The sequence below is a fragment of the Chryseobacterium sp. Marseille-Q8038 genome (assembly GCF_965111995.1).
In genome coordinates this window covers 2,724,958-2,750,716 of sequence record NZ_CBCOPN010000001.1, presented here as the reverse complement: position 1 = coordinate 2,750,716, position 25,759 = coordinate 2,724,958, and the positions used below count along the sequence as shown (strand labels likewise).

The following is a 25,759-nucleotide window of genomic DNA, read 5'->3' as shown; positions in this document are numbered from 1 at the left end:
AAAATAGAAAAAATGAAAGACCTCTTTGTAAAACGTTTTGAATACTATAAATCTCTTGGTGATAAGACATTCGTTCAGTTGACAGATGAGCAGATGTTCTTGCAGTACAATGAAGAAAGTAATTCTATTGCCATCATCGTGAAACATCTTGCCGGAAATATGCTGTCAAGATGGACAAATTTCCTGACTGAAGACGGAGAGAAATCCTGGCGTAACCGCGATGGAGAATTTGTCAATACCTTTACCACTAAAGAACAGGTTCTGGATTTTTGGGAACAGGGCTGGAAATGCTTTTTTGATGCTCTTGAGAAAATAAATGAGGATAATCTTTATGCAATAACCTATATCAGAGGAGAAGCGCATCCGGTGATTGATGCTGTCCTTCGTCAATTGGCTCATTATCCTTACCATATCGGGCAGATTGTATATATTGCTAAAATGATAAAAAATGAAGACTGGAGCACACTGTCTATTGCCAGAAATCGGTCTCAAGAGTTTAATACAGAAATGAAAACCCAATTTTCAAATCAAGATCCGGAAGCCAATTCTTCCCCCGTCTGCTTTCAAAACAGCCCTGAAGTAAGGGATGAATATAAACAATAGATTGAATCAATCTTGGATTCTTATTAAAATTACTATCTTTGCACCCATAAAATTCAGGAGTAACAAATGTCTACTTTTCACAGAACTGCCGCGTTTCATACACTTGGCTGCAAATTAAACTTTGCAGAAACATCTACTATTGCCCGTCAATTAACAGATGCAGGTTATGATAAGGTAAGTTTTGATGAAAAAGCGAACGTATATGTTATCAATACATGTTCTGTGACTGAAAATGCTGACCGTGAATGTAAACTTCATGTGAAAAGAGCAATGAAAGCCAATCCGGAAGGACTGGTAGTTATTGTGGGATGCTATGCACAGCTAAAGCCTGAGGAAATTTCACAGATTGAAGGTGTTGACCTGGTTTTAGGAGCAAAAGAAAAATTCAATATTCTGAGCTACCTTGATGATTTGGAGAAATCTGAAAGCGAAGGGGTAGTGCATTCATGTGAAATTGAAGAAACCGATTTCTTTATCGGAAGCTATTCTATTGGAGACAGAACCAGAGCTTTCCTGAAAGTACAGGATGGCTGCGACTATAAATGTACCTATTGTACGATTCCGTTGGCCAGAGGAATTTCGCGTTCAGATACTATCGAAAACGTTCTCAAAAATGCTACAGAAATTGCGGCAAGAGATATCAAAGAAATTGTTCTTACAGGGGTGAATATCGGTGATTATGGTAAAGGAGAATTTGGAAACAAAAGACATGAACATACTTTCCTTGATCTTATTTCAGAACTGGATAAAGTAGATGGAATAGAAAGAATCCGTATATCCTCTATTGAACCCAATCTTTTAAAAGATGAAAGTATAGAACTGGTTTCTAAAAGTAAAAGTTTTGTTCCGCATTTTCATATCCCGTTACAATCTGGAAGTGATGATCTTTTGAAAAAGATGAAACGTCGTTACCTGACCAAACTGTACAATGACAGAGTCAATAAAATCCGCGAGGTTATGCCTGATGCGGCTATTGGTGTGGATGTTATTGTAGGATTTCCGGGAGAAACAGAAGAGAGATTCATAGAAACCTATAATTTCCTGAATGATCTTCCTATTACTTACCTGCACGTATTTACTTATTCTGAAAGAGAAAATACGGAAGCTGCTGCTATGGATGGAGTAGTTCCTGTAGCAGAAAGAAAAAAACGTAATAAAATGCTGAGAATTCTTTCTGAAAAGAAGAAAATGGCATTTTATCAGACACAACTTGGTAAAACGCTTCCTGTTCTTTGGGAGCACGAAAATAAAGACGGGAAAATGTTTGGCTTCACAGAAAACTATGTGAGAGTCCAGAAAGATTTTGATCCTGCATCCGTAAACCAAATCGAATTTCTAAATTTAGAAAAAATCCTGTCAGATGGCACGGTTTCTGTGCAATCTTCTTACCAAAGTTTTTTAGCAAAAGCATAGGCTCTTTGCAAAAATTCTACTAAATTTATTTTTAAACTTTTAAATACTACATTCATGAGAGATAAGTTTTTATCTTGGGGAATTGTATTAGTAGCTGCTACATGGATTATAGCACTGCTGATCAGAGCGCATTATTGGATACCTACGCTGTTATCCGCAATTTATGCATTGGGTGTTTACAATGCTTACCAATCGAAACATGCTATTTTGAGGAACTTTCCTGTATTGGGATACTTCAGGTATTTTTTCGAGAGTATTTCACCCGAAATGCAGCAATACTTTATTGAAAGGGAAACAGACGGGAAACCGTTTCCAAGAAACCAGCGTTCTGCAGTATACAGACGTGCAAAAAATTTAAGTGATACTGTGGCTTTTGGTACACAGCTGGAAGTAAATCACAGAAAATATGAAGGGATCAAGCATTCTATTTATGCAAAATCACCATCAGAAGAGCTCCCAAGAGTATGGGTGGGAGGAGAACAGTGTACCCAGCCTTACCACGCTTCTTTATTCAATATCTCAGCAATGAGTTTCGGAGCATTAAGTGACAGAGCACAGATTTCCCTGAACAGAGGAGCAAAAAAAGGAAACTTCTATCATAATACCGGAGAAGGGGGAATTTCACCTTATCATATGGAAGGCGGAGATTTATGCTGGCAGATCGGAACAGGATATTTCGGATGTCGTGATGATGAAGGGAAATTTAATCCTGAATTATTCACCAAATACTCAACTCTTCCTAATGTGAAAATGATAGAAATCAAATTATCACAGGGAGCAAAACCAGGACATGGAGGAGTACTTCCGGGAGTGAAAAATACACCTGAAATTGCAGCAATCCGTCACGTAACACCGGGTATGACTGTTATTTCACCACCCTCACATACTTCATTTTCTGATGCAGCAGGACTGTTGAGGTTCGTACAGCAATTAAGAGATCTTTCAGGCGGGAAACCTGTTGGTTTTAAACTGTGTATCGGAGATACCAGAGAATTTGAAGATATCTGTGTTCAGATGAATGTTCTGAAGATTTATCCGGACTTTATTACCATAGATGGGGCAGAAGGAGGAACTGGAGCTGCGCCACCGGAATTTTCAGATGGAGTAGGAATGCCGTTAGAACCAGCTTTGATATTTGTCAACAGAACACTTAATAATTATAACTTAAGAGATAAATTAAGAGTGATTGCCAGCGGTAAAGTTCTTACCAGTCTTGATATTCTGAGAGCAATTTCGATGGGTGCTGATATGTGTAACAATGCCAGAGGATTTATGTTTTCTTTAGGATGTATTCAGGCGTTGAGATGTAATACAAATAACTGCCCTACAGGAGTGGCTACACAGGATAAAATGCTTATCAAAGGACTTGAGGTGACGGATAAAGCAGAAAGAGTATATCACTTTCATAAAAATACCCTTCATACCTGCAATGAATTGATTGCGGCTGCAGGAAGAAGTTCTTATGAAGAAGTAGATGCCACCATGTTTATGAGAGGAGATGAGTTTGATCACCTTGCGGACCTTTACTTCCCTGATATTTTAGGAAATGTAAAGCAGAAGGCAAGATCATAATAACATACGATAAAATAAAAACACCGTCATTGAGACGGTGTTTTTTTTTGATGTGATTACTTTTATTGTTGTTGATCAGAAGTTTGTTTTTGATCATCTGGTCTGTTATCTCGTCCATAAATCTGAAAGTTGAATACAAAAGATTTGTTTCTGTAAGAAGCATTTAAGTACGGATAATGAGGATTTCTTGCAAAAGCAGCTCTGGAAGGAACAATAATTACTCCCTGTAAGTTATAAGGTGTTTCACTGGAAAGATTATTGAATGCTTTGAATTTCTGTAAAGCTTCTCTGAAACCAGGGATTTGATAATACTTTGCTTTTTTTGCTGCATCAGTTGTAGCAGCATCCAGTATTGATTTCTTTACGTAATAAAACATAGGGTCAATAGCAGGGATACCACTTCCGTCAATCGTATTTAAAAAGGTAGCTTTTGATGTAAATGAAGTGTTTCCGTCAGAATTAACTGCCAGATAAGAGTAAGCTCTTACCATGAATTTAATAATATCATCAGTTTTGACAGTCTGATCATAAACAGGATCAGGATTAACAGGAGGCTGAGCACCGTTTCTAACGATATAGATAGCTCCCGAAGGAAGTGTTACAGGTGCCAGTTCAGATAATTTTTTTTCGTTATCATCTGCTGTATCTGTAGAACTGAAGGCTTTTATATTACCCTGTGCATCCAGATAATTATCATCCATGAATTTCTTAATGGCCTGATCATCATAGGTGTTTTGTGTATTAATGTCTTCCGGCTCTACATAGGTTGACACATCATCATCTTTCTTACAAGCAGAAAAACACAAAGATCCTGCAAGGATATATAAAAATATTTTTTTCATTTCAAAAAACTTTAATTACTTTACAAATAATATAACGGCAAAAGTATAAAAAAATATGAGAATAGATAAATTTTTATGGAGCATTCGTTTTTATAAGACGAGAAGTATTGCAGCAGAGGAGATTAAAAAGAATAGAGTTTCTATAGGAACGTCTGCCGTAAAGTCATCTAAAGAGGTAAAAGAAGGAGATACTATTAAAATCCGTAAGAATCAAATTGATTATAAAATAAAAGTAATTCAGATCCCTAAAAGCAGAATAGGAGCCAAGCTGGTGCCTCTTCATATTAAAGATGTGACAGATAAAGAACAGTACGAACTGTTGAAACTTCGTAAAATGTCACAAGATTATTACAGAAATAAAGGCGAGGGAAGACCAACCAAAAAAGACAGAAGAGAAATGGACGATTACGTAGGGGTAGGTAACGATATCGATTCTGACTTTACGGATTGGGATGATTTCTTTGGTGAGACAGGTGACGAAGCCGGTGATGAAGATCAATAAATAAAATAAAAAAGCTCTAGAGATAGAGCTTTTCTACTATTTCATTAACAATATCCTCCGGTTCTCTGGAATCTGTTCCTACAGTATACTGTGCTTTGCTGTAAAATTGATTTCTTTCAAATAAATGTTTTGCAATGAATTCCGGAAGGTCTTCATCCGAGATATTGGCAATCAATGGTCTTTTTTCTTTCTGTTTTGAAAGTCTTTCTACCAATGTTCCTACCGATGTTCTTAAGAAAAAACTTTTAGAATTGTGATTAATGATCTCCATGTTATTATAATACACAGGAGTGCCTCCGCCAAGGCTTAAAACTACATTTTCTTCCGAAGCCAATATCTCTTCCAGGGCTTCTCTTTCCAGTTTTCTAAAGTAAATCTCTCCCTTTTTTTCAAAAATTTCCGGGATGGTTAATTTGTTTCTTCTTGAAATCTCTTTATCGAGGTCAATTAATTTAAAATTGATTTTTTCGCTTAATATTTTGGAAATGTGAGATTTGCCACTTCCCATGTATCCGATCAATGAAATTACCATGAATTTTTTTAAAACAAATTTGCGAAAAAGTTTTGAGATAAAGAAAAAAGTTATATCTTTGCACCACTTAAAACAAGGGACATTACTTAAATGAAAACTTGTTGCATAAGTGGCCGACTCGGTAGCTCAGCTGGTAGAGCAATACACTTTTAATGTATGGGTCCTGGGTTCGAATCCCAGCCGGGTCACTAGCAATAAATATTACGAATTTTGTGATTTTATTGCCTGCGTGGTGAAATTGGTAGACACGCCATCTTGAGGGGGTGGTTTCCTAAGGATGTGCTGGTTCGAGTCCAGTCGCAGGCACTGCAAAGAAAATTTTATAATTAATATTGAAATTTATTTCATTTTAATTGTGGCCGACTCGGTAGCTCAGCTGGTAGAGCAATACACTTTTAATGTATGGGTCCTGGGTTCGAATCCCAGCCGGGTCACAAGTTTACTGAAAAGTAAATTTTTTTCATATTAATATTTTGTGATTTGGTGTTTCAAAGGCTTCCTTCAGGAGGCCTTTGATTTTTGTATGAAGTCTGATACTGAACTTCCTTTTTTTTTATTATACATTCAAAAAAAATCCCCAACCATAACAGTCAGGGATATTATATTTTAATTTGGAAAAATCAATCCAAATGCATATTGTCAATTAATCTTACTCCGTCTACAACGACTACGATAAACGCTCTGAAACTTCTGTCTTTATAGAAAAAATCGGTTTCCTGTAATGTATTTTCATCAGCAATAAGGAAATATTCAAGTTTCATTCCCGGCTGGTCATCGAAAATATCAGCTACTCTTTCCTTGATTTCCGGAATAGTAACGGTTCTGAACCAGTCGTTTACCTTTTTTAAAGTCTCATAAATTACTTTAGAGGCTTCTTTTCGGTCCTCATGAAGTCTTTGGTTTCTTGAACTTAATGCCAGTCCGTTTTCTGCCCTGTAAATAGAAACTCCGGTTATTTTAACGGGAAGATGCTTTTTCTCTACCATTTTTTTTATGATAGCGAGCTGCTGGAAATCTTTTTCCCCAAAATAAGCATTGTCAGGCTGTATCTGTCTGAAAAGTTCCTCTACAACAGTTCCTACTCCGTCGAAATGTCCCGGTCTTGATTTTCCTTCCATCTCATTTTCCAATCCATCAAAATCATATTGCTGGCTTTCAGCTTTCTCAGGGTAAATATCGGCTACCTCAGGAATATAAACAGCATCTACAAGACCTGAATTCTGAAGAATAAGTATATCTCTGTTGACATCTCTTGGGTATTTTTCAAGATCCTCAGGATTGTTGAATTGGGTTGGATTTACAAAAATTGAAGAAATAACAAGATCATTCTCTTTTCTTGCCTCTTCATACAGAGAAAGATGACCATTGTGCAAGGCGCCCATAGTAGGAGCAAAGCCAATTCTTTTTCCCATTTCTTTCTGTCTTTCAATGAAATCCTGAAGGACTTTTCTGTTTTTTAGAACTTCCATAGTTTGTTTTAATACTATTTCAAAAATACTAAAAATATCGCATAATAATATGTACTTTTAATAATTTGGAAAAGGTAATTTTCGTAAAAAAATGTTAATTAAAATAATGTTGGATGTTTTTTTGTAATTTTGCACATTAAAGCATTTTTACAAAAATTAGATAGAAAGTTTATGCCGAATCAAAAAATACTGTACATTACTACAGAGATGTATCCATATCAGGAAGATACAAATATGGCTGCAGTGGTAAACAAAATGGCACTTAAGATGCACCAAGAAGGCAATGATGTAAGAGTTTTTATGCCAAGATTTGGACAAATAAGTGAGAGAAAGTTTCAGCTTCATGAGGTAATCCGTCTTTCAGGGATGAATATTATTATCAATGACCTGGACCAGCCTCTAATCATTAAAGTAGCGTCTCTTCCGGGGGAAAGACTTCAGGTTTACTTTATTGACAATGAAGAATACTTCAAAAGAAAACAATATTATTTCGACGATGAAGGAAACCCTTTCGAAGACAATGACGAAAGAGCGATTTTCTTTGCCAGAGGAGTTATTGAAACAATTAAGAAACTAAACTGGGTACCGGATGTTATCCATTTAAATGGATGGATGGCTTCTTTCGTTCCAATTTATCTTAAAACGTATTACGAATCAGATACTTATTTCAAAGACGCGAAAATTGTACTTTCTCTTTACAATGAGAAAGATGCTGACCTGGATAAAAAGATTGACGAAAAACTACAGTTTGATAATATTTCAGGATTAAAAGCGTTAGATAACCCAACTATTAAAAGTTTTGTTATCGAGAGTATGAACTATGTAGATGCCGTTGTGAAAGGGGACGAGTTTCTGGATGAAGACCTGGATAAGGCTTTCAACGAAACTGCAACCCAAAAATCGGAATATCTGGACATAGATTCTATAAATCAACTTTATTAAAAACACATTTTTAATGACTCATAATCTTAAAAAGACCTTCGCCATGCTTCTATTGGCGATTTTTGGAAGTACATTCCTTTATAACTGTGAACCTGATCCGGATTCTCTTGGTGAGCAGTTGTTCAATAATGATGCTGCGCAAGGTAATGAAATTTCATATCCCGTTATCGCATACAATTACAACAACAATGATTCCATCAGAAGTGATGCTGCCAGACTGATCAGTGGGGTGAGCGAATCTGGTGCTGCTTCTTACGTTGGTGTGCTGGGAGCTTTTACTGAAGGTGAATTTGGAATGCAGAGAGCATCGTATGTTACCCAGCTAAGAATGCCGGTAGATAATTTCGACTTCAATGGGGCAAATCCGAAAGTGGATTCTGTAGTCCTTGTGGTAAGACCACCAGCCAATACAACTACGAATACTTACTTCTTTGAAAGCGATTCATTAAAAACAAATACATTTGAGAAAAGTGATTTCCCTGTAGACGGAGTTGCTACAGCTGTTTCAATTGAGAGAAAAACGTATCCTGTTCGTAAATACGGTAAAATAGGCGGAGCTTCAAAATCAATGAAAGTCAATGTACATGAAGTTACTACATTTTTAGACTCGAATGACGATACTTTCAAACGTTCCAATAAGAATATAAGTACTGGTGAACTGTTAGGTTCAGGAGTATTTAATGGTAACATCAGTTCTTTATCTATTACTAAAAAATCTGATAACTCAGTTGTATTTACCGGAAACTTAGGATTCAGAATAAAACTGAGCAATACAAACTTTTTCCAGACTCATATCCTTGATAAAAAAGGAAAACCAGAGCTTCAGGATGCTTCAAACTTTATCAGATATTTCAAAGGAATAAAAATTTCTGTGGATGAAACGGATAGATACCTTTACCAGTTCTCTCCTGATGATTTACAGCTTGTCATGTATTACAAATATGATAAAACTGAGAATGGAGCAACTACAAGACCACAAACAACACTTAATTTCAACTTAGGAGGTTCTAATGCTCATATCGGATTGTATGAATACAGCAGATCAGGATCATCTGTAGCTAATGCATTGGCTGCAAGTAATCCTAATGAAGGTGATGAGAGACTTTTTGTTCAGGGAATGGGAGGTCCTTCTGTTGTCGTGAAAATTAAGGATGAAACAATTGCACAACTTAAAGATGTTTACAATAAAGAAAAAGCAGGTATTGTAAGTGCTAAAGTTAGAATCTATCTGGATCCTTTAAGCTGGAAAAATAAAAATTCAACAGAAGATCGTAAGTTTTCAATTTTGACCAATACATTAAACAGTAATGGTACTATTGATTACTCAAAGCTAGGCTTTACATCAGATCTGACTTCAGGACTTGGCCTATATTATTATAAAGAAAATCCTGGGTACTATGATTTTGTAGTAACAAAAACCATCAAGGATCTTGTGGAAGGTAAAAAAGAAACTGTAAGTGGAGTTGAGCAGCCGGTAACGAATAAACCGTTGGTGATCAGTGCCGGAACATTTGCCGCAACTGCTACAGGAAGCCTTTTAGGAGTTCGTAATACGACAAGAGCAATCGATATGAACAGAATTATCCTGACAGGTATAGATAAAACAAATACGAATCCAAAAAGAATCCAGCTAATGGTGACTTACGGGACGAAAAAATAAACATTAAACAACACTAGACAAAATAAAATATGTGCGGAATAGTAGGATATACAGGTTTTCAAGACGCTTATGAAATCGTAATTAATGGTCTTAGAAGATTGGAATATAGAGGGTATGACAGTGCCGGAATTGTTTTAGAAGGTTCAGATAACAAGCTGGAAGTAGAAAAAACAAAAGGTAAGGTTGAGGATTTGGTGAATATTTCGAAAGAACTAAAAGGAAAGTCTAAAATTGGAATGGGACACACCCGTTGGGCAACCCACGGAGTTCCTAGTGACAGAAATTCCCACCCGCACTTGTCAAATAACGGCAAAATCGCAATCGTACATAACGGTATTATTGAAAATTATGATACTATTAAAACGATGCTTACTGAAAAAGGATTTACTTTCAAATCAGAAACAGATACAGAAGTACTGGTAAACCTTATCCAGTATTTTATGGATCTTAATCCTGAAACTGATTTCCCAACTGCGGTAAGATATGCATTGAATGAAGTATATGGAGCCTATGCAATCACTGTACTTCATGAAGATTATCCTGGAGTATTGGTGGTAGGAAGATTAGGTTCTCCTCTGGCAATCGGAATCGGAGATAAAGAATACTTTATTGCTTCTGATGCCTCTCCTTTCGTAGAATTTACAAAAGAAGCCATTTATCTTGAAGAAGGACATATGGCAACAATCTCTCTTGAAAATGGAGTAGATATCAGAACCATCAATGATAACTCTAAAATTGAACCGGAAATTCAGGAGCTTAAATTAAGCCTTGAACAAATTGAAAAAGGTGGATATGAGCATTTCATGCTTAAAGAAATCTTTGAACAGCCTAAATCGGTACACGATACAATGAGAGGAAGACTTCTTGTAGACGAAGGTGTTATCAAAATGGCCGGAATCTGGGATCATGTTGAGAGATTTAAAAATGCCAACAGAATTATTATTATTGCCTGTGGTACTTCCTGGCATGCAGGTCTTATCGGAGAATATCTGATAGAAGAATATGCAAGAATTCCTGTTGAAGTAGAGTATGCATCAGAGTTCAGATACAGAAATCCTATCATTACCGATAAAGATGTGGTGATTGCAATTTCTCAATCTGGAGAAACAGCTGATACAATGGCTGCTTTAAAATTAGCAAAAGAAAAAGGTGCATTTATATACGGTATATGTAATGTTGTGGATTCTTCAATTGCAAGAATTACCGATGCAGGTTCATATACGCATGCCGGCCCTGAAATTGGGGTTGCTTCTACAAAAGCATTTACGGCGCAGCTTACTATTCTTACTTTAATTGCATTTAAACTAGGAAAACACAACGGAAACTTAGGAAACGCTGAATTTATGAGCTTAATCTCTGAGCTTGATGCTCTTCCTAAGAAAATTGAAGAAGTGTTAAATACCACTCATGAGCTTACTCAGAATATTGCAAAAGATTTTGTGAAAGCTACTAATTTCCTTTATTTAGGAAGAGGATACAATTATCCTGCTGCCTTAGAAGGAGCCTTAAAATTAAAAGAAATTTCTTATATCCATGCAGAAGGATATCCGGCTGCAGAAATGAAGCACGGTCCAATTGCCCTGATCGATGAAAACATGCCAATTGTAATCATAGCACCTAAAAAAGGACACTATGATAAAATTGTAAGTAACGTTCAGGAAATTAAAGCGAGAAAAGGAAAAATTATCGCTGTAGTTAATAAAGGAGACCGTCAGGTGAGTGAAATGGCTGATTATGTTATTGAAATCCCTGAAACTTCAGAATGTTTCTCTCCAATCGTTGCTTCCGTACCTCTGCAACTGCTTGCTTATTACATTGCAGTATATAGAGGAGCCAACGTAGATCAACCGAGAAACCTTGCAAAATCTGTTACCGTGGAATAAAAAGATGTTGTAAATAAAATAAATTTAGATTTATTCCGTTATTTCAAAAAAAATCTTAAAAGTTTCTTAAAAAAATTATATATTTACGGCTTAATTATAAAAATTAACATGAAAAGGATATTTCTTTTATTATTGTCTGCGTCGGTAGCATCGGTATCTTGTTCAGGTGGTGGCAGCTCTTCTGTAGGGAAGCCAGGAACAAAAGGAGAATTGATACCAAGAGAAAAAACTAAATCATTTGTTGCGGAAAGACCATACGGAATGGTCGCAATTCCTGCAGGTTCATTTGTTGCTGGTTTAGCAGACCAGGATCCAACAAATACTCCTGAAAAAGCATCATTGAAGACTGTTACTGTTTCTTCTTTCTTCATGGATGAAGCAGAAACTACCAACTCGGAGTACAGAGTATTTATCAATTATGTAAGAGACTCTATTGCGAGAACTTTACTAGCTGAAGCTGCCGGAGAAGGTGGTGATGAAGGCGGACGTAAAGGAGCAGCAATAGGTGATTATGCATATCTTGCTAAAAAAGAAGAAAATTTAACACCTTATCAAGAATATATGGAAGGCCAGGGTGGCCGAGAAGACGGAAGCTATGATGCCAGCAAAAGATTAGATTGGAAAATTCCTTTACACTGGAGCACATCAAAATATCCGGATGTAGAATACGCAGAGGTTTTAGAATCGATGTATCTACCTTCTTCTTCAAGAATCGGAAACGAAAGAATTTTAGATGTAAGTAAGCTGAAATATACATACCGTTGGGGAGATATGGACGCTGCTGTTGCAGATAACGAAAGAGGAGCTAATTACCTGAAAAGCGAAAGTATCGCGATCTATCCTGATACTACAGTTTGGGTAAAAGATTTCCACTTTGCTTACAATGAGCCATTGTTTGAACAGTATTTCTGGCACAAGGCTTATAAAGACTATCCTGTTGTTGGGGTAACCTGGGATCAGGCAAGGGCTTATTGTAACTTCAGATCTAAATTGAAAACTGATTACAACGAAAGTTTAAAAAGAAAAAAACAAAGACCATTAGAGTTCCGTCTTCCAACAGAAACTGAATGGGAATATGCTGCAAGAGGTGGTATGCAAAATGCTACTTACCCTTGGGGTGGTCCATATTTAATGGACGACAGAGGTTGTTACCTGGCTAACTTCAAGCCTAAGAGAGGTAACTACATGGAAGACGAGAAAAAAGGTACTTATACATATACAGCTCCAGTTAAGAAATTTAAGAAAAATGGGTTTGGGTTATTTGATATGGCTGGAAACGTTTCTGAGTGGACATTATCTGCGTACAACAATTCTTCATACGGATTCTCTTCTACATTAAATCCTTCTACTAAAGATAAAAAGGATACTAAGAAGTCTGTAAGAGGTGGATCTTGGAAAGATATAGGATATGCACTAATGACAGGTGCTAGAGATTGGGAAAGAAAAGATTCCGCAAGAAGCTATATCGGATTCAGAACTGTACAGGACATTCCTGAAGCAGCAGTTAAGCCAAGAAGAGTTAACAGATAACTAATCAGATAATTATTTTTCAATAACAATTTTATTTAACATTAAAAAAACTAACTCAATATGTTTAAGACTAAAGATGCTTGGATGAATTTCTTTTATTCATTCGGTGCTGCAATTGTAATTCTTGGAGCTTGGCTTAAAATTACTCACATTACCTTGGGACCTATTAACGGTAACATCGCTCTTACCGTAGGACTTATTACTGAGGCGATTATCTTTATCATTTTTGCATTTGACCCTCCGAAATCAGAAGAGTCTTATGCTTGGGAAAATGTTTATCCTGAGTTATTAGATAAACATGCTAATCCAAATCCACTACACTCTAATGTATCTTCTAGAAATAATAATGCAGCAGCTCAATTTGCAGAATTAGAAAACTCTCTTTCAACCAAATTGGATAAAATGCTTGAAGATGCTAGACTAGATGTTCAATTATTTGAAAGACTAAGAACAGGAATTGATAAATTTTCAAACTCTGTTGATCAGATCAATCAAACGGTTGACGTATCTGCTTCTACACATAAATATAACGACCAATTAAATAAGGCTGCTCAGCACATGGAAAGCATGAATGCTCTTTATGTAATGCAACTTGAAAGCGGTAAAAGACAATCTGAATTTGCTAACAAGTATGTAGCAGATATGCAGAAGTCTGCAGAGCAATCTGAAAAATTCAATCAAGAGCTACAAGGTTTAACATCTAATCTTAATAACTTAAATAGAGTTTATGGTGGTATGCTAACTGCTATGAAGTCTTAATTCCTAACCATTTCTAAATTTAACTACTTAATCAAAAAACAAAGAAAAGAGAATGGCACAAGGAAAACAGACCCCTCGTCAGAAGATGATCAACCTGATGTATTTGGTGTTCATCGCGATGATGGCCCTAAATATTGATGCAGAAATCATCAGATCATATTATGATTCTACTAAAGCATTAAATGAAACCAGAACTTTAACAGAAAGAAAGAACGAGAAGATCTTTGAAAGAACATTGGAAGCTAAGGCTCAGCAAGTTCCGGATACCTACGCACAGCCTTGGGGACAGTACAAAGTATTGAAATCCAAAATTGATCTGTTGGTAAAATCCTCTCAGGATATCAAAGATTTGTTAAAAAAACAATCTGAGTTTCATGATAAAGATCCTCAAACAGGAAAAGAAATTGATGTAAGCGAAAATTTTGCTGCATTGAACAATAATGAAGCAACTACTGAATATTTCTTTAAAGAAGGTGATGAAAATACTCCTTCGAAGAATGCATTAGATCTGAAAGCTAAAATTGATGATGTAAGAAATTACATTAATGCTACTTTTGGAAATAATGAGCAGTTAAAAGATTTAGTTGCCAGAGCAAATAAGTCTCTTATTGCGGAGTACCCTAAAGGAACATCTCCAAATGAAAAGACCTGGTTCCAGAATAAATTTTATCACCAGCCATTAATCGCTGCAATATCTAATCTGGAAATTATCCAAAATGATGCCAGAAACGTTCAGTCTGATGCATTGGCACTATTACTTCAGGAAAAAGTAGATGCGAGTATTAAATTCTCAAGCTACGAACCTATTGTTTCAGGTCCGGTAGATATCCAGGCAGGAAAACAGGCAGAAGTAAAAGTAATGTTGGGTACTTATTCTAACAGTAATAAGATCAGCATCTCTGGTGTAGGTAAAGTGGAAAATGGTAAAGGAACAATCGCAATTTCAGGTTCTGGAATTGGAGAGCATAAATTAGGAGGTACCATTACATTAACAGATGCTTCAGGTAAGCCACAATCTTTCCCATGGACGCATACTTATAATGTAATCGCAGGACCAAGAGAAGTAAAACTTGAAAAAGGATTATTACTTTCTGCAGATAAGATGAATGTAATGTATAGAGGACTTGAGAACCCTGTTTCAGGATCAATCTTAGGTGCTGACAATTCTAAACTTTCATTATCTGCTCCAGGTGCATCTGTAAGAAATACAGGCCCAGGAAAATGGATCGTAAAACCAACTTCAGGGAATACAGTTAAGTTGACATTATCAGGAATAGATCCTTATGGAAAATCTGTATCTCAGGTATTTGAATATAGAATTAAGAATGTTCCACCACCACAAGGTCAGATCAGAGGACAGAGTATAGTATCTATGCCTGCAACTTCTATCCAGAACCAAACGGTACAGGCAGCAATTCCTGACTTTGACTTCCCGGTTTCATTTACTGTAACTCAGTTTATGGTGAGAGTACCAGGTAGAGCAGCGTTACTGGTTCACGGAAATTCATTAGATGATGCTGCTGGATTAGTGAAAAATCTGAGATCCGGAGACGTAGTTTCTGTATTTGATATTAAAGTTACTGCTCAAGGTTTAGATGGTCAGGTTATTAAAAACATTACTCCTATAATCATTAACATTCCATAGGACTAAAATTGTAATTTATTATGAAAAAATATATTAGCACCCTTTTAGTATTAGTTTCGGGATTTGCTTTTTCCCAGACTATTCTGAACGCAGCTTCTCCGGAAGAGTTCAGACAGATGAGAGCAGAAAACAAACAAAAAGTTGGTGATACTATTGTAGATAAAACAGTAAAGCCTCTTGAATATGGTTTTGTAGAAGATAAAGATATCCTGAAGAGTATGTTTGTATGGGAGATCATTGATATGAATGATAAGATCAACCAGCCTTTCTACTATGACAATCCGGATGGTCTTCTTGCTACTCCTACAAGATCTTTATACCAGTTATTATTGGACGCTGCCTTAAGCGGAAAGATTGAGCAGGTATATGATGATGAAAACTTTACAGTAAAACTTTCTCCGGAAGGAATTCAGAAAAGATTAGAAAAAGTAATCATCAATGATGCTGCTATTGATATCTTAAACTCAGGAAGACAATTAACTGAGGCTGAAAAGAAACAATATACTGACGTTTTTAAGACAACTACTGACAAGGTAAAAGTTCTTAAGATCATGGGTATGTGGTTTATTGATAAAAGAGACGGACAGATGAAATACAGACCTCTTGGTATTGCTGCAATGGGACCAGATCCTGCAGTACAGGGAGTTATCGGTCCAGATGGTAAGCCTATCGCAAGTAATGATGAACTTATTGACCTGTTCTGGATCTATTATCCAAGTGCAAGAGATATTTTAGCAAATAATTTTGTCTTCAACAGAAAGAATTCTTCTGCTGATCTATCTTTCGATGATGTTATCAATGCAAGAAGATTCTCTTCTATCATTTATAAATCTTCAAACGGTTTAGGAGACGGTACTATCAAGGACTATATCCCTAAAAATGCTGATGAGCAGTTGGAAGAAAGCGATAGAATCAAGGCACAGATTCTTGACATGGAAAATGATATGTGGAATTACTAAATTTCACTTGATATTTATAGAAAACCTGAGTATTTTTACTCAGGTTTTTTTATTATGAGAAATGTAGATTATATTATCGTAGGAGATGGATATGCAGGGCTTTTTCTGGCTCATCAGCTAATTAAGAATAACAAGTCCTTTGTGATCTTTTCTGAAGGAAGAAAAAGTGCTTCACAGGTGTCGGCCGGGATTATCAATCCTGTGGTCCTAAAAAAGTTTACCACATTCTGGAAAGCACAGGAACAAATAGATTTTCTTAAAGATAATTTGAAACAGATAGAATCATATACTGGAGAAAACTATCTGATTGATGCTCCTATTCATAGAATCTTTCATGATGAAAATGAACAGAATTTATGGCTGAGAAAATCGGGAATTGAAGAATTATCGCATTTTCTTGATAAAAAATTTGATTGTTTAAATGTGGTAAAAAATGATTTTCTTGCCGGAAAGGTGAATCAGTCTGCCAGACTCAATGTTAATGGATTTTTTAGTGGCTTATTCAGTTATTTTGAAAAAAATGATCACTGGGTAAAAGAAAAATTTGATTATACCCAATTGCATCCTTCAGAATCCACTTATAAAGATTTGAGTTTCAAAAATATTATCTTTTGTGAAGGAATGGGAGTGAAAGATAATCCCTACTTCTCAGAAATAGCGGTGATACCCAATAAGGGACACCATATAAAAGTGAAACTTTCTCAACCTCTTTCTGAAAACATAACGATTAAGAAGAAACATTTTTTATTTCCAACCGGAAATGGTCTCTATTTTTATGGAGGAACTTATGACAGGGAACAGCTGCATCATCACATTGATGAATCCGCAGTGGAACAACTGGTGAAAGGTCTTTCCGAATTTTATCCTTATGATTTTGAAGTGGAAGAAGTGCATTTTGGATTCCGCCCAACAGTAAAAGACAGAAGACCCATCATCGGAAGACATGAAACATTCCGTAATCTGTATGTTTTTAATGGTCTTGGAGCCCGTGGAATCCTTAATGGTTGCTATTTTTCCAGGGATTTGTTCCGTTTTATTGAAGAAGATATTCCATTGCATGAAGAAGTTTCCCTGAACAGGTTTCAATAATGTATCTTAGTATAGATATTCAAAACTGCAAAATTTATGAATGAAAATATGTTAGGCATCGTTGCCGGAGTTCTTACTTCTGTTTCCATGATTCCACAGCTTGTAAAAGTAATCCGGGAAAAGAATGTAGAAGATATTTCACTGCTCATGCTTTTAGTCCTCATTTCAGGGCTATCATTGTGGGTATGGTATGGTTTTGAAAAGGACGAGCTGCCTATTATCTTATCAAATGCTTTTGCGGTGATTGTGAATATAAGCCTTCTGGTATGCTATATAATCTACAATAAAAAGAAGTAGATACAACACATAAAAAAGACGCCATACGAATAAGGCGTCTTTTTATTTTTATGTAAGTGATATCAATTACTGAAGAACAAATTTAGCTAAAGGAGCCATTCTTGCTTTATTTAAAGTAAGAGTATTTCCATTTACAGAATAATTATCTGCGGCAAGGATTGCTTTGGTAAATTGATTTTCAATATCAAGATCTTCACAAGCCATCATGGTAGACATTCCCTGATTGAACTTAATTCTCATCATTTCAGGTTTGATCTCAAATGTTCCTCCTAAACCATTACATCCGGCATGTCCCTGGTATCTCATTCCATCCATTTCAAGTTTGAAATAAGGATTGTTTTTAGGGTTTTTCAGTTCAATCGGCTTCCCGTTAAGCTCCGTAAGTTTCCAGGTTTTCCCTGTAATATCACTCGTTGGCTTTTGTGCATTCTGTGTTTTACAAGAAACCACTAAAAATGTTGCGATAACAAGTGCCGATAAATAATAATATAAGCTTTTCATAATGTTTATTTTTTTAAGATGAATGCTAATCCCCATGCTAATACGATGCCATTTTCGCAGGACCAGACTCTTTTTTTGCCTGTTTAAGATGGAACAGAACCATATCTACATTCTTTTTCAGGAAAGTGATATTGCCTTTAATATCAGAGTATTGATACTCTTCATTGGAGGCTGTGTATTCAGGTAAAGCATCACTTTTTTTAAGGTCAAAAGTTTTGCCGTTTAAATGGATTGTTGCTGTATTTTTGGTGTTGTTGATGGTTACTTCTATCTTTTCTCCATAGCTGTCCACATACACCTCTTTTGAGATATCATCTGTATTTTCGGGAACAACAGCAGTGATTGTTTCAGTTTCTTTTCCGGGATGTTTACACGCTGTTAGGGAAATAATGGTCAATCCAAAAAGGACTGGTAATAATAATTTTTTCATAGTGATAAGTGATTTTAAAGTGTTTCATGAATTACGATGTTAATGCCTTATAAATTTACGAATATTTTTAATAAATATATGTTAATTTTTCATAAACTAACAGAAAGTTAAGATTTTAGCCAATTTAACTCACTGTTTTTTGAAACATTATTCACGAAACAGAAAGTAATAATTATGGTAGAAAATTGATGGGAGTCGTTGTTAATTCAGGTTTTTTAACGAACTTATTTTCAGAAGTATACTCTGTGTTTTTCTCATTTCTCATTTGTTGTTTGAATTTTCGGCAAAAATAATTCAAAAAGAAGAGAGTAACAATAAGTTAATGTTAATAATTCTAATTCATGATAAAGTTTAGGTTGAACTATTTTAACTTTCAGTTTTCAAATAAAAATCTTCAAAAAAGAACAATTATGCACTTCATGCTGTTCAAAAAAGCAACAATAGTATCATTAAAATTTCCTTAAATTCAAAAATATGGCTTGATTTTTGAAAATTTAAAACTGCTCAGATAGAATATCAAAATTGCTTGTATTGTGCTTGAATAGGAGAAAAGTTCACTATTTTTCAAACTTTTTTATTCAGGTATTTTAAAGGATAGTTAAATTTTGTTAATCTACTATGATAATATCATAATCTGGGTGTACATTTGCCACTTCAAAATGAGAAACTTTATAGTATACTTTTTAACCGGTCTTTTTCTGCTCTTTGTAGTAGAAAGCAGACTTGACGTTAAAACGCTAAGAAACGACTACAACGGTCATGTTTCTCATCATATGCCGAAAAGAGCCAACCGCCTGAACCAGACTTTTGAAAAACTCTCCGTTCAGCAGATGGCCGATAATGTAGACAATTCCACTTTAGAACTTGCCGAAAATGACTTTCAGCTGTCTGATGTATGGCAGGCTATTGTTGTCTTTGCCGGAGTTTTCAGCCTTGTCTATATTTTTGGATTAAAAAGCTACAAACGCTTTAGACAGGGTATTCATGGCTTTGTTCTTGGATTAGCCACAAAAAGGTTTATTCTGATCCGTTCCATTAGAATTTAAAATTTTATCGATCTGTTCTTTTTCTGCCTGATTTTCCGGGTGGAAATACTTTACGTTGTGTATATGTTGGTAATCAGCACATCGTACCCCTTTTATTACCGTTTATTTCTATTCAAAACATTAACGATTTATATAAACTCTAGAATTATGATAAAAAGAGTTGCTTCGGGAATTGCGCTGAGTGCCCTTCTGTTGGCTGTTGGCTGCAATAAGAAAAAAGAAGAAAAAGAAGAAGTTACCGTATATCCGGTGACATCCCCTGTAGTAATGGATACTGTAATCAACAAAGAATACGTAGCCCAGATTCAATCCGTAAAAAACATTGAAGTGAGAGCTCAGGAAAAAGGTTTCCTGGAAAAAATCTTTGTAGACGAAGGACAATACGTACAGGCAGGACAAACATTGTTCCGAATTATGCCTAAACTGTATCAGGCAGAATTATTAAAAGCAAAAGCAGAGGTAGAACAGGCCTCTATCGAGCTGAAAAATGCAAGTACATTGGCAGGAAATAATATTGTTTCCAAGAACGAAAAAGCAATGGCAAAAGCCAAGCTGGATGCCGCCAATGCAGAAATGAAACTGGCTCAGATCCACCTTTCATTTACAGATATTAAAGCACCATTCTCCGGTGTTATTAACAGAATTCCTTTGAAACTGGGAAGCCTTGTTGATGAAGGAGATCTGTTGACTTCATTATCAGACAATACAAGTATTTACACTTATTTCAATGTTTCAGAACCTGAATATTTGAGCTATCAGACCCATGCGGCTGACAGAGGCAGCAATCAGGTCGCTCTGATCACGGCAAATGGAGAAATGTATACTCAGAAAGGAGAAATCCAGACGATTGAAGGAGAATTTGATAATGAAACAGGAAATATTGCCTTCCGTGCAAAATTCCCAAATCCTGATAAACTTCTGAGAAACGGAGAAACGGGTAAAGTACAGATGTCAATGCCTGTTCATAATGCTTTGATTATTCCGCAGAAAGCCACTTATGAAATACAGGATCAGAAATATGTATTTGTTATTGATAAAAACGGAGTAGCAAAATCCAGAAATATCAAAGTAGCTTATGAACTTCAGGATCTTTATGTAGTAGGTTCCGGAATCTCAAAAGGAGATCAGATTCTTCTGGAAGGAGTTCAGAAAGTGAAGGATGACCAAAAGGTGAAAACAAAATTCCAGGATCCTAAGAAAGTTCTTCAATCATTGAAATTAAAAGCAGAGTAGTGGTCTCTAAAGTGAAGCAGTATGTTTAAAAAATTCATTCGCAGACCAGTTCTGTCTATAGTAATCTCATTGATTATTGTATTTATGGGAATATTGTCATTGGTGAAACTTCCGGTGACCCAGTTCCCATCCATTTCTCCGCCTAAGGTAAATATCACCGCAGAATATCCCGGAGCGAACAACGAATTGTTGATTAAATCCGTAGTGATCCCCTTGGAAAGAGGATTAAATGGTGTTCCCGGAATGAAATATATGACCTCAGATGCAGGGAATGACGGGGAAGCTTCCATCCAGATTGTATTTGATCTGGGGACAGATCCCAATGTAGCTGCAGTTAACGTTCAGAACCGTGTATCTTCAGTGGTGAATAAGCTACCTCCTCTTGTAGTACGTGAAGGGGTGAAGATCACTCGTGAAGAGCCTAACATGTTGATGTATATTAACCTGTACAGTGATGATCCTAAAGCTGACCAGAAATTCCTCTTCAACTATGCAGATATCAATGTGATGTCTGAGTTGAGAAGGGTAAGTGGTGTTGGTTTTGCGGATATCCTGGGAACCCGTGAATATGCCATGCGTATCTGGCTTAAACCGGATAGATTAACCGCTTATAATATTTCAGCTGATGAAGTAATGGAATCTCTGAATGAGCAGAGTTTGGAAGCCTCCCCTGGGAAAACGGGAGAAAGTTCCGGAAAGCGCTCTCAGTCCTTCGAATATGTATTAAAATATCCTGGACGTTTTAATAATGAAAAAGATTACGGAAACATTATTCTAAAGGCAAAACCGAATGGAGAATCTGTAAGGCTGAAAGACGTTGCCGATATAGAATTTGGAAGTTCCATGTATGATATTTATTCCACATTGAACGGAAAACCTTCTGCGGCGATCACCGTAAAACAATCCTATGGTTCCAATGCAAGTGACGTTATCAAAAACGTGAAAGCATTAATGAAGGATCTGGAGAAAAATAACTTCCCTAAGGGAATGCATTACGATATCAGCTATGACGTTTCAAGATTCCTGGATGCATCCATGGAAAAAGTAATCCATACCTTGTTTGAAGCCTTTATTCTGGTAGCAATTGTGGTATTCCTGTTCCTGGGTGACTGGCGTTCTACATTGATTCCTGCACTGGCAGTTCCGGTTTCATTGGTAGGAACATTTGCCGTCATGTCCGCATTTGGAATTACCCTGAATATGATTTCCCTCTTTGCTTTGGTAATGGCAATCGGGGTGGTAGTAGATGACGCGATTGTAGTGATTGAAGCCGTTCACGCCAAGATGGAAGAGAAGCATCTTTCCCCTTTGAAAGCCACAGAAGAAGCAATGCATGAGATCAGTGGAGCAATTATCGCAATTACATTGGTAATGGCATCCGTATTTATTCCGATTGCATTTATGTCTGGTCCTGTTGGGGTATTTTACCGCCAGTTCTCTATTACAATGGCTTCATCCATTATCCTATCGGGAATTGTTGCCCTTACTTTGACACCGGCATTATGTGCGCTGATCTTGAAAAATAATCACGGAAAAGCTAAAAAGAAAACTCCGATTACTATTTTCCTTGATAAATTCAATAACCTGTTTACAAAAGGAGCAGGAAAATATGAGAAGATGCTGAATAAAACAGTGACAAAAAAGACAATAACATTACCATTGTTATTAGCATTTTGTGCCTGTACATTCTTCCTGAGTAACTCTTTGCCTTCAGGATTTATTCCTGCGGAAGATCAGGGAATGATTTACGCAATTATTCAGACACCTCCGGGATCTACGTTGGAAAGAACCAATCAGATTGCCAAAGAGCTTTTAAGAGAATCTGAAGATATTGATGGCGTGCAGTCCGTTTCCTCCCTTGCAGGATATGAGATCTTGACTGAAGGTACGGGATCCAACTCCGGAACCTGTCTGATCAACCTTAAAAGCTGGGAAGATCGTAAGGAATCTGCTGCTGAAATCATTGAAAAACTCGAAGAAAAAGCCAAAAATATTCCCGGAGCCAATATTGAATTCTTCCAGCCGCCTTCCGTTCCCGGATATGGAGCTGCAGGAGGTTTTGAACTTCGTTTGCTGGATAAAGCAGGAAGTGGAGATTATCATAAAATGGAGCAGGTAAGTAATGATTTTGTGAAGGAGCTTAAAAAACGTCCGGAACTTGGATCAGCATTTACATTCTATTCTGCGAGTTTCCCACAGTACATGCTTAAAATAGACAACGATCTTGCAGAGCAGAAAGGGGTAACCATTGAAAAAGCAATGGATAACTTATCTACATTGATCGGATCCAACTATGAGACGAGTTTCATCCGTTTCGACAGACCCTATAAAGTAATTGTTCAGGCCGGTCCTCAATACCGTGCTCTGCCAACAGATCTGTTGAAACTCTATGTTAAAAACGATAAAGATCAGATGGTTCCTTACTCGGATTTCATGAGATTGGAAAAAGTATACGGATTATCAGAGATCACAAGACACAATATGTATAACTCAGCAGAGGTGAGTGGAACTCCTGCACCGGGATATAGTAGTGGACAGGCGATTAAGGCCATTCAGGAAGTAGCAGACAAAACACTTCCAAGAGGTTTTGGTATCGACTGGGCGGGTATTTCAAAAGATGAAGTAAGCCGTGGAAATGAAGCCGTATTTATCTTCCTGGTATGTTTAGGATTTGTTTATCTGATCCTTTCTGCACAGTATGAAAGCTTTATCCTTCCGCTGCCGGTAATTTTATCCCTTCCGGTAGGTATTTTCGGAGCCTTTTTATGTTTAAAACTTTTAGGACTGGAAAATAATATCTATGCTCAGGTGGCCATGGTCATGCTTATTGGGCTTTTAGGTAAAAACGCCGTGTTAATTGTTGAATTTGCCGTGCAGAAAAAGGCTGAAGAAGGAATTCCTGTGGCAAAAGCTGCTATTGAAGGAGCTGCCATCCGTTTCCGTCCGATCCTGATGACATCATTTGCATTCGTTGCCGGATTGATTCCATTGGTGATTGCAACAGGGCCGGGAGCTGTCGGTAACAGAACTATTGGTACTGCAGCCGCAGGAGGGATGTTAATCGGAACCATTTTCGGATTAATGATTATCCCGGGACTGTATTATATCTTCGGAACAATTGCAGATAAGTCGAGACTGGCAAGATATGAAGAAGAAAATCCTCTAACAGAACAAACTGAACCTTATGAACATGATGGAAAATTCGAAGACTAAAAATATATTTACAGCCATTGCCTTATCGCTTGTACTCGCAAGCTGTAAGGCGCCAATGGCGACTGTCATAAAAGATGAGGTAAAAGAAAATATTCCTCAGAACTTTAATCAGGAAGAGCAGCAGGATGCCAATAACAACAGCGGAACAACTCCCTGGAGACAGTTCTTTACAGATCCCAATCTGGTAACCCTGATTGAAACAGCTTTAAAAAATAATCAGGAACTGCTGATCACGCTTCAGGAAATTGAAATCGCGAAAAGTGGGGTCTTAGCTAAAAAGGGAAGGCTTACTCCAACTGTTTCTGCCGGAATAGGAGCTGGGCTGAAAAAAGCCGGACGCTATACCAGTGAAGGAGCGGGGGATGCTACTACAGAAATAGAACCTGGAAAAGAAATGCCGGATCCGCTTGGAAACTTTGAAGCAGGATTAAATGCAAGCTGGGAGATTGATATCTGGAAAAAACTCAGAACAGAAAAGGAATCTGCAGTGGCACATTATCTTTCTACAGTGGAAGGGAAGAACTTTGTTTTATCTAATCTTATTGAAGAAGTTGCAGACAATTATTATGAATTGTTGGCTCTTGATAATCAATTAGACATTATACAACAATATATAAAGCTTCAGCAAAGAGCACTGGAGATTTCCAAAATTCAGAAAGAAGCTGCTGCTGCAACGGAGCTTGCCGTGAAAAAGTTTGAAGCAGAATTGGCGAAATCCAAAGCTGCAGAATATACAATCCGCCAGCAGATCACTGAAAAGGAAAATGAAATTAATGCTTTGTTGGGAAGATATCCTCAGCCGATTGTGAGAACTAAGGAAAACTTTATGTCTACCATTCCACCGACTGTATATACGGGAATTCCGTCTCAGTTATTGGCTAACCGACCTGATATCAAGCGTGCAGAATTGGAATTAAAGGCTTCAAAGCTGGATGTAGAAGCGGCAAGAAAAGAATTTTATCCTTCCCTTGAAATTTCTGCAACATTAGGTCTTGAGGCGTTCAAACCTTCCTACCTTGTTAAATTGCCGGAATCCATTGCTTATAATCTGGCAGGTGAACTGGCAGGACCGCTGATTAATAAAAGTGCGATAAAAGCAAACTTCCAGACCGCAGATGCAAAACAGGTTCAGGCATTATACGAATATGATAAAACCATTTTGAATGCCTATCTGGATGTTGCGAACCTGATGTCAAAAGTTAAAAATATAGATCAGTATTATCAACTGAAGTCACAGGAAACCAAAGCGCTGGATCAGTCTATTGATATTGCCAATCAATTGTTCCGTAATTCAAGAGCGGATTATCTTGAAGTTCTTTTAAACCAGAGAGATGCTCTGGATGCTAAAATGGAGCTCATCGAAGCAAAACAGAAACAGCTCAGCACCGTAGTCGATATCTATAAAAGTTTAGGTGGAGGCTGGAAATAAAACATCATAATTCTATCAATAAACAGTTAATGTTTTTTGGAGGGTCAATTCTTTTAGGATTGGCCCTTTTTTATTTTTAATACGACATGTTTTGTCGCTTCAAGGAGATAGTTTTACATCAGAATAAGACTGAATTTACTATAAATAAAGAAAAGTAAATAATAAATAGTATGATTTACTGGATACCACATTAAAGTAATTTTTGTGTCT

General features: G+C 36.7%; 22 protein-coding genes and 3 tRNA genes. 20 read left to right on the top strand and 5 right to left on the bottom strand.

Annotated features, from left to right (window positions below; genetic code table 11):
- The first annotated feature begins 12 nt into the window (after positions 1–12).
- The 3 genes from ACWPWS_RS12730 to ACWPWS_RS12720 all read left to right on the top strand — a co-directional run bounded on the left by ACWPWS_RS12730 (position 13) and on the right by ACWPWS_RS12720 (position 3,588).
- A complete protein-coding gene (locus ACWPWS_RS12730) occupies positions 13–603 on the top strand; it encodes a DUF1572 family protein (RefSeq protein ID WP_454046733.1) in 591 nt (196 codons plus the stop codon).
- 66 nt (positions 604–669) lie between these two features.
- The gene (mtaB, locus tag ACWPWS_RS12725; RefSeq protein ID WP_454046732.1) at positions 670–2,016 is read left to right on the top strand and encodes a tRNA (N(6)-L-threonylcarbamoyladenosine(37)-C(2))-methylthiotransferase MtaB; all 1,347 of its coding nucleotides are present in this window, start codon (positions 670–672) and stop codon (positions 2,014–2,016) included.
- A gap of 54 nt (positions 2,017–2,070) precedes the next feature.
- Positions 2,071–3,588 (top strand): FMN-binding glutamate synthase family protein, encoded by a 1,518-nt coding sequence (locus ACWPWS_RS12720; protein WP_105684231.1) that lies wholly within the window; start codon positions 2,071–2,073, stop codon positions 3,586–3,588.
- 62 nt (positions 3,589–3,650) lie between these two features.
- Here ACWPWS_RS12720 and ACWPWS_RS12715 read toward each other — a convergent pair whose 3' ends face one another.
- Positions 3,651–4,430 carry a hypothetical protein gene (locus ACWPWS_RS12715; RefSeq protein WP_454046731.1) on the bottom strand — a complete coding sequence of 260 codons (780 nt, stop codon included), beginning with the start codon at positions 4,428–4,430 and terminating at the stop codon, positions 3,651–3,653.
- 55 nt (positions 4,431–4,485) lie between these two features.
- On the opposite strand from ACWPWS_RS12715, the gene ACWPWS_RS12710 reads away from it, so the two are divergent.
- Complete coding sequence (locus tag ACWPWS_RS12710) at positions 4,486–4,932, top strand: RNA-binding S4 domain-containing protein (RefSeq protein ID WP_209785870.1); 447 nt, start codon at positions 4,486–4,488, stop codon at positions 4,930–4,932.
- Between the two features lie 16 nt (positions 4,933–4,948).
- On the opposite strand, the gene ACWPWS_RS12705 is transcribed toward ACWPWS_RS12710, so the two are convergent.
- On the bottom strand, positions 4,949–5,464 hold the full coding sequence (locus ACWPWS_RS12705; protein ID WP_105684228.1) for a shikimate kinase: 516 nt from the start codon (positions 5,462–5,464) through the stop codon (positions 4,949–4,951).
- A 115-nt stretch (positions 5,465–5,579) separates the two neighbouring features.
- On the opposite strand from ACWPWS_RS12705, the gene ACWPWS_RS12700 reads away from it, so the two are divergent.
- The 3 genes from ACWPWS_RS12700 to ACWPWS_RS12690 all read left to right on the top strand — a co-directional run bounded on the left by ACWPWS_RS12700 (position 5,580) and on the right by ACWPWS_RS12690 (position 5,898).
- A tRNA-Lys gene (locus ACWPWS_RS12700) sits at positions 5,580–5,652 on the top strand.
- Positions 5,653–5,687: 35 nt separating this feature from the next.
- Positions 5,688–5,770 (top strand) — tRNA-Leu (locus tag ACWPWS_RS12695).
- Between the two features lie 55 nt (positions 5,771–5,825).
- A tRNA-Lys gene (locus ACWPWS_RS12690) sits at positions 5,826–5,898 on the top strand.
- A gap of 186 nt (positions 5,899–6,084) precedes the next feature.
- On the opposite strand, the gene panC is transcribed toward ACWPWS_RS12690, so the two are convergent.
- The gene (gene panC, locus ACWPWS_RS12685; protein ID WP_209785869.1) at positions 6,085–6,933 is read right to left on the bottom strand and encodes a pantoate--beta-alanine ligase; all 849 of its coding nucleotides are present in this window, start codon (positions 6,931–6,933) and stop codon (positions 6,085–6,087) included.
- A gap of 171 nt (positions 6,934–7,104) precedes the next feature.
- On the opposite strand from panC, the gene ACWPWS_RS12680 reads away from it, so the two are divergent.
- The 9 genes from ACWPWS_RS12680 (at position 7,105) to ACWPWS_RS12640 (ending at position 17,697) form a co-directional block, all read left to right on the top strand.
- Positions 7,105–7,875: a glycogen/starch synthase gene (locus ACWPWS_RS12680; protein WP_105684721.1), complete on the top strand. Its 771-nt coding sequence runs from the start codon at positions 7,105–7,107 to the stop codon at positions 7,873–7,875.
- Between the two features lie 13 nt (positions 7,876–7,888).
- Complete coding sequence (locus tag ACWPWS_RS12675; RefSeq protein ID WP_454046730.1) at positions 7,889–9,535, top strand: DUF4270 family protein; 1,647 nt, start codon at positions 7,889–7,891, stop codon at positions 9,533–9,535.
- A gap of 29 nt (positions 9,536–9,564) precedes the next feature.
- Complete coding sequence (gene glmS / locus ACWPWS_RS12670) at positions 9,565–11,418, top strand: glutamine--fructose-6-phosphate transaminase (isomerizing) (protein ID WP_209785867.1); 1,854 nt, start codon at positions 9,565–9,567, stop codon at positions 11,416–11,418.
- A gap of 108 nt (positions 11,419–11,526) precedes the next feature.
- On the top strand, positions 11,527–12,948 hold the full coding sequence (gene porK / locus ACWPWS_RS12665; protein WP_105684724.1) for a T9SS ring complex lipoprotein PorK/GldK: 1,422 nt from the start codon (positions 11,527–11,529) through the stop codon (positions 12,946–12,948).
- A 60-nt stretch (positions 12,949–13,008) separates the two neighbouring features.
- Positions 13,009–13,707, top strand: coding sequence for a type IX secretion system motor protein PorL/GldL (porL, locus tag ACWPWS_RS12660; protein WP_105684725.1), 699 nt, complete (start codon positions 13,009–13,011; stop codon positions 13,705–13,707).
- Positions 13,708–13,759: 52 nt separating this feature from the next.
- Positions 13,760–15,352, top strand: a complete 1,593-nt coding sequence (gene porM / locus ACWPWS_RS12655; protein ID WP_454046729.1) for a type IX secretion system motor protein PorM/GldM — start codon at positions 13,760–13,762, stop codon at positions 15,350–15,352.
- A gap of 20 nt (positions 15,353–15,372) precedes the next feature.
- Positions 15,373–16,311 (top strand): type IX secretion system ring subunit PorN/GldN, encoded by a 939-nt coding sequence (gene porN, locus ACWPWS_RS12650; RefSeq protein ID WP_209785865.1) that lies wholly within the window; start codon positions 15,373–15,375, stop codon positions 16,309–16,311.
- A gap of 54 nt (positions 16,312–16,365) precedes the next feature.
- Positions 16,366–17,400: an NAD(P)/FAD-dependent oxidoreductase gene (locus ACWPWS_RS12645; protein WP_454046728.1), complete on the top strand. Its 1,035-nt coding sequence runs from the start codon at positions 16,366–16,368 to the stop codon at positions 17,398–17,400.
- 36 nt (positions 17,401–17,436) lie between these two features.
- Positions 17,437–17,697 (top strand): SemiSWEET transporter, encoded by a 261-nt coding sequence (locus ACWPWS_RS12640; protein ID WP_454046727.1) that lies wholly within the window; start codon positions 17,437–17,439, stop codon positions 17,695–17,697.
- A gap of 66 nt (positions 17,698–17,763) precedes the next feature.
- Here ACWPWS_RS12640 and ACWPWS_RS12635 read toward each other — a convergent pair whose 3' ends face one another.
- Together ACWPWS_RS12635 and ACWPWS_RS12630 are read right to left on the bottom strand one after the other, a co-directional pair.
- Entirely contained in the window at positions 17,764–18,198 is a 435-nt protein-coding gene (locus tag ACWPWS_RS12635; RefSeq protein ID WP_209785862.1) for an META domain-containing protein, read from the bottom strand.
- A gap of 37 nt (positions 18,199–18,235) precedes the next feature.
- Entirely contained in the window at positions 18,236–18,628 is a 393-nt protein-coding gene (locus ACWPWS_RS12630; protein ID WP_309513055.1) for a multicopper oxidase domain-containing protein, read from the bottom strand.
- A 659-nt stretch (positions 18,629–19,287) separates the two neighbouring features.
- On the opposite strand from ACWPWS_RS12630, the gene ACWPWS_RS12625 reads away from it, so the two are divergent.
- The 4 genes from ACWPWS_RS12625 (at position 19,288) to ACWPWS_RS12610 (ending at position 25,549) form a co-directional block, all read left to right on the top strand.
- Positions 19,288–19,674, top strand: a complete 387-nt coding sequence (locus ACWPWS_RS12625; RefSeq protein ID WP_454046726.1) for a hypothetical protein — start codon at positions 19,288–19,290, stop codon at positions 19,672–19,674.
- Positions 19,675–19,824: 150 nt separating this feature from the next.
- Positions 19,825–20,907 (top strand): efflux RND transporter periplasmic adaptor subunit, encoded by a 1,083-nt coding sequence (locus tag ACWPWS_RS12620; RefSeq protein WP_105684736.1) that lies wholly within the window; start codon positions 19,825–19,827, stop codon positions 20,905–20,907.
- 21 nt (positions 20,908–20,928) lie between these two features.
- Positions 20,929–24,120, top strand: a complete 3,192-nt coding sequence (locus ACWPWS_RS12615; protein ID WP_454046725.1) for an efflux RND transporter permease subunit — start codon at positions 20,929–20,931, stop codon at positions 24,118–24,120.
- Positions 24,092–25,549 carry a TolC family protein gene (locus tag ACWPWS_RS12610; protein ID WP_209785859.1) on the top strand — a complete coding sequence of 486 codons (1,458 nt, stop codon included), beginning with the start codon at positions 24,092–24,094 and terminating at the stop codon, positions 25,547–25,549. Before ACWPWS_RS12615 ends, ACWPWS_RS12610 begins: the two co-directional genes overlap by 29 nt.
- Positions 25,550–25,759 lie beyond the last annotated feature (210 nt).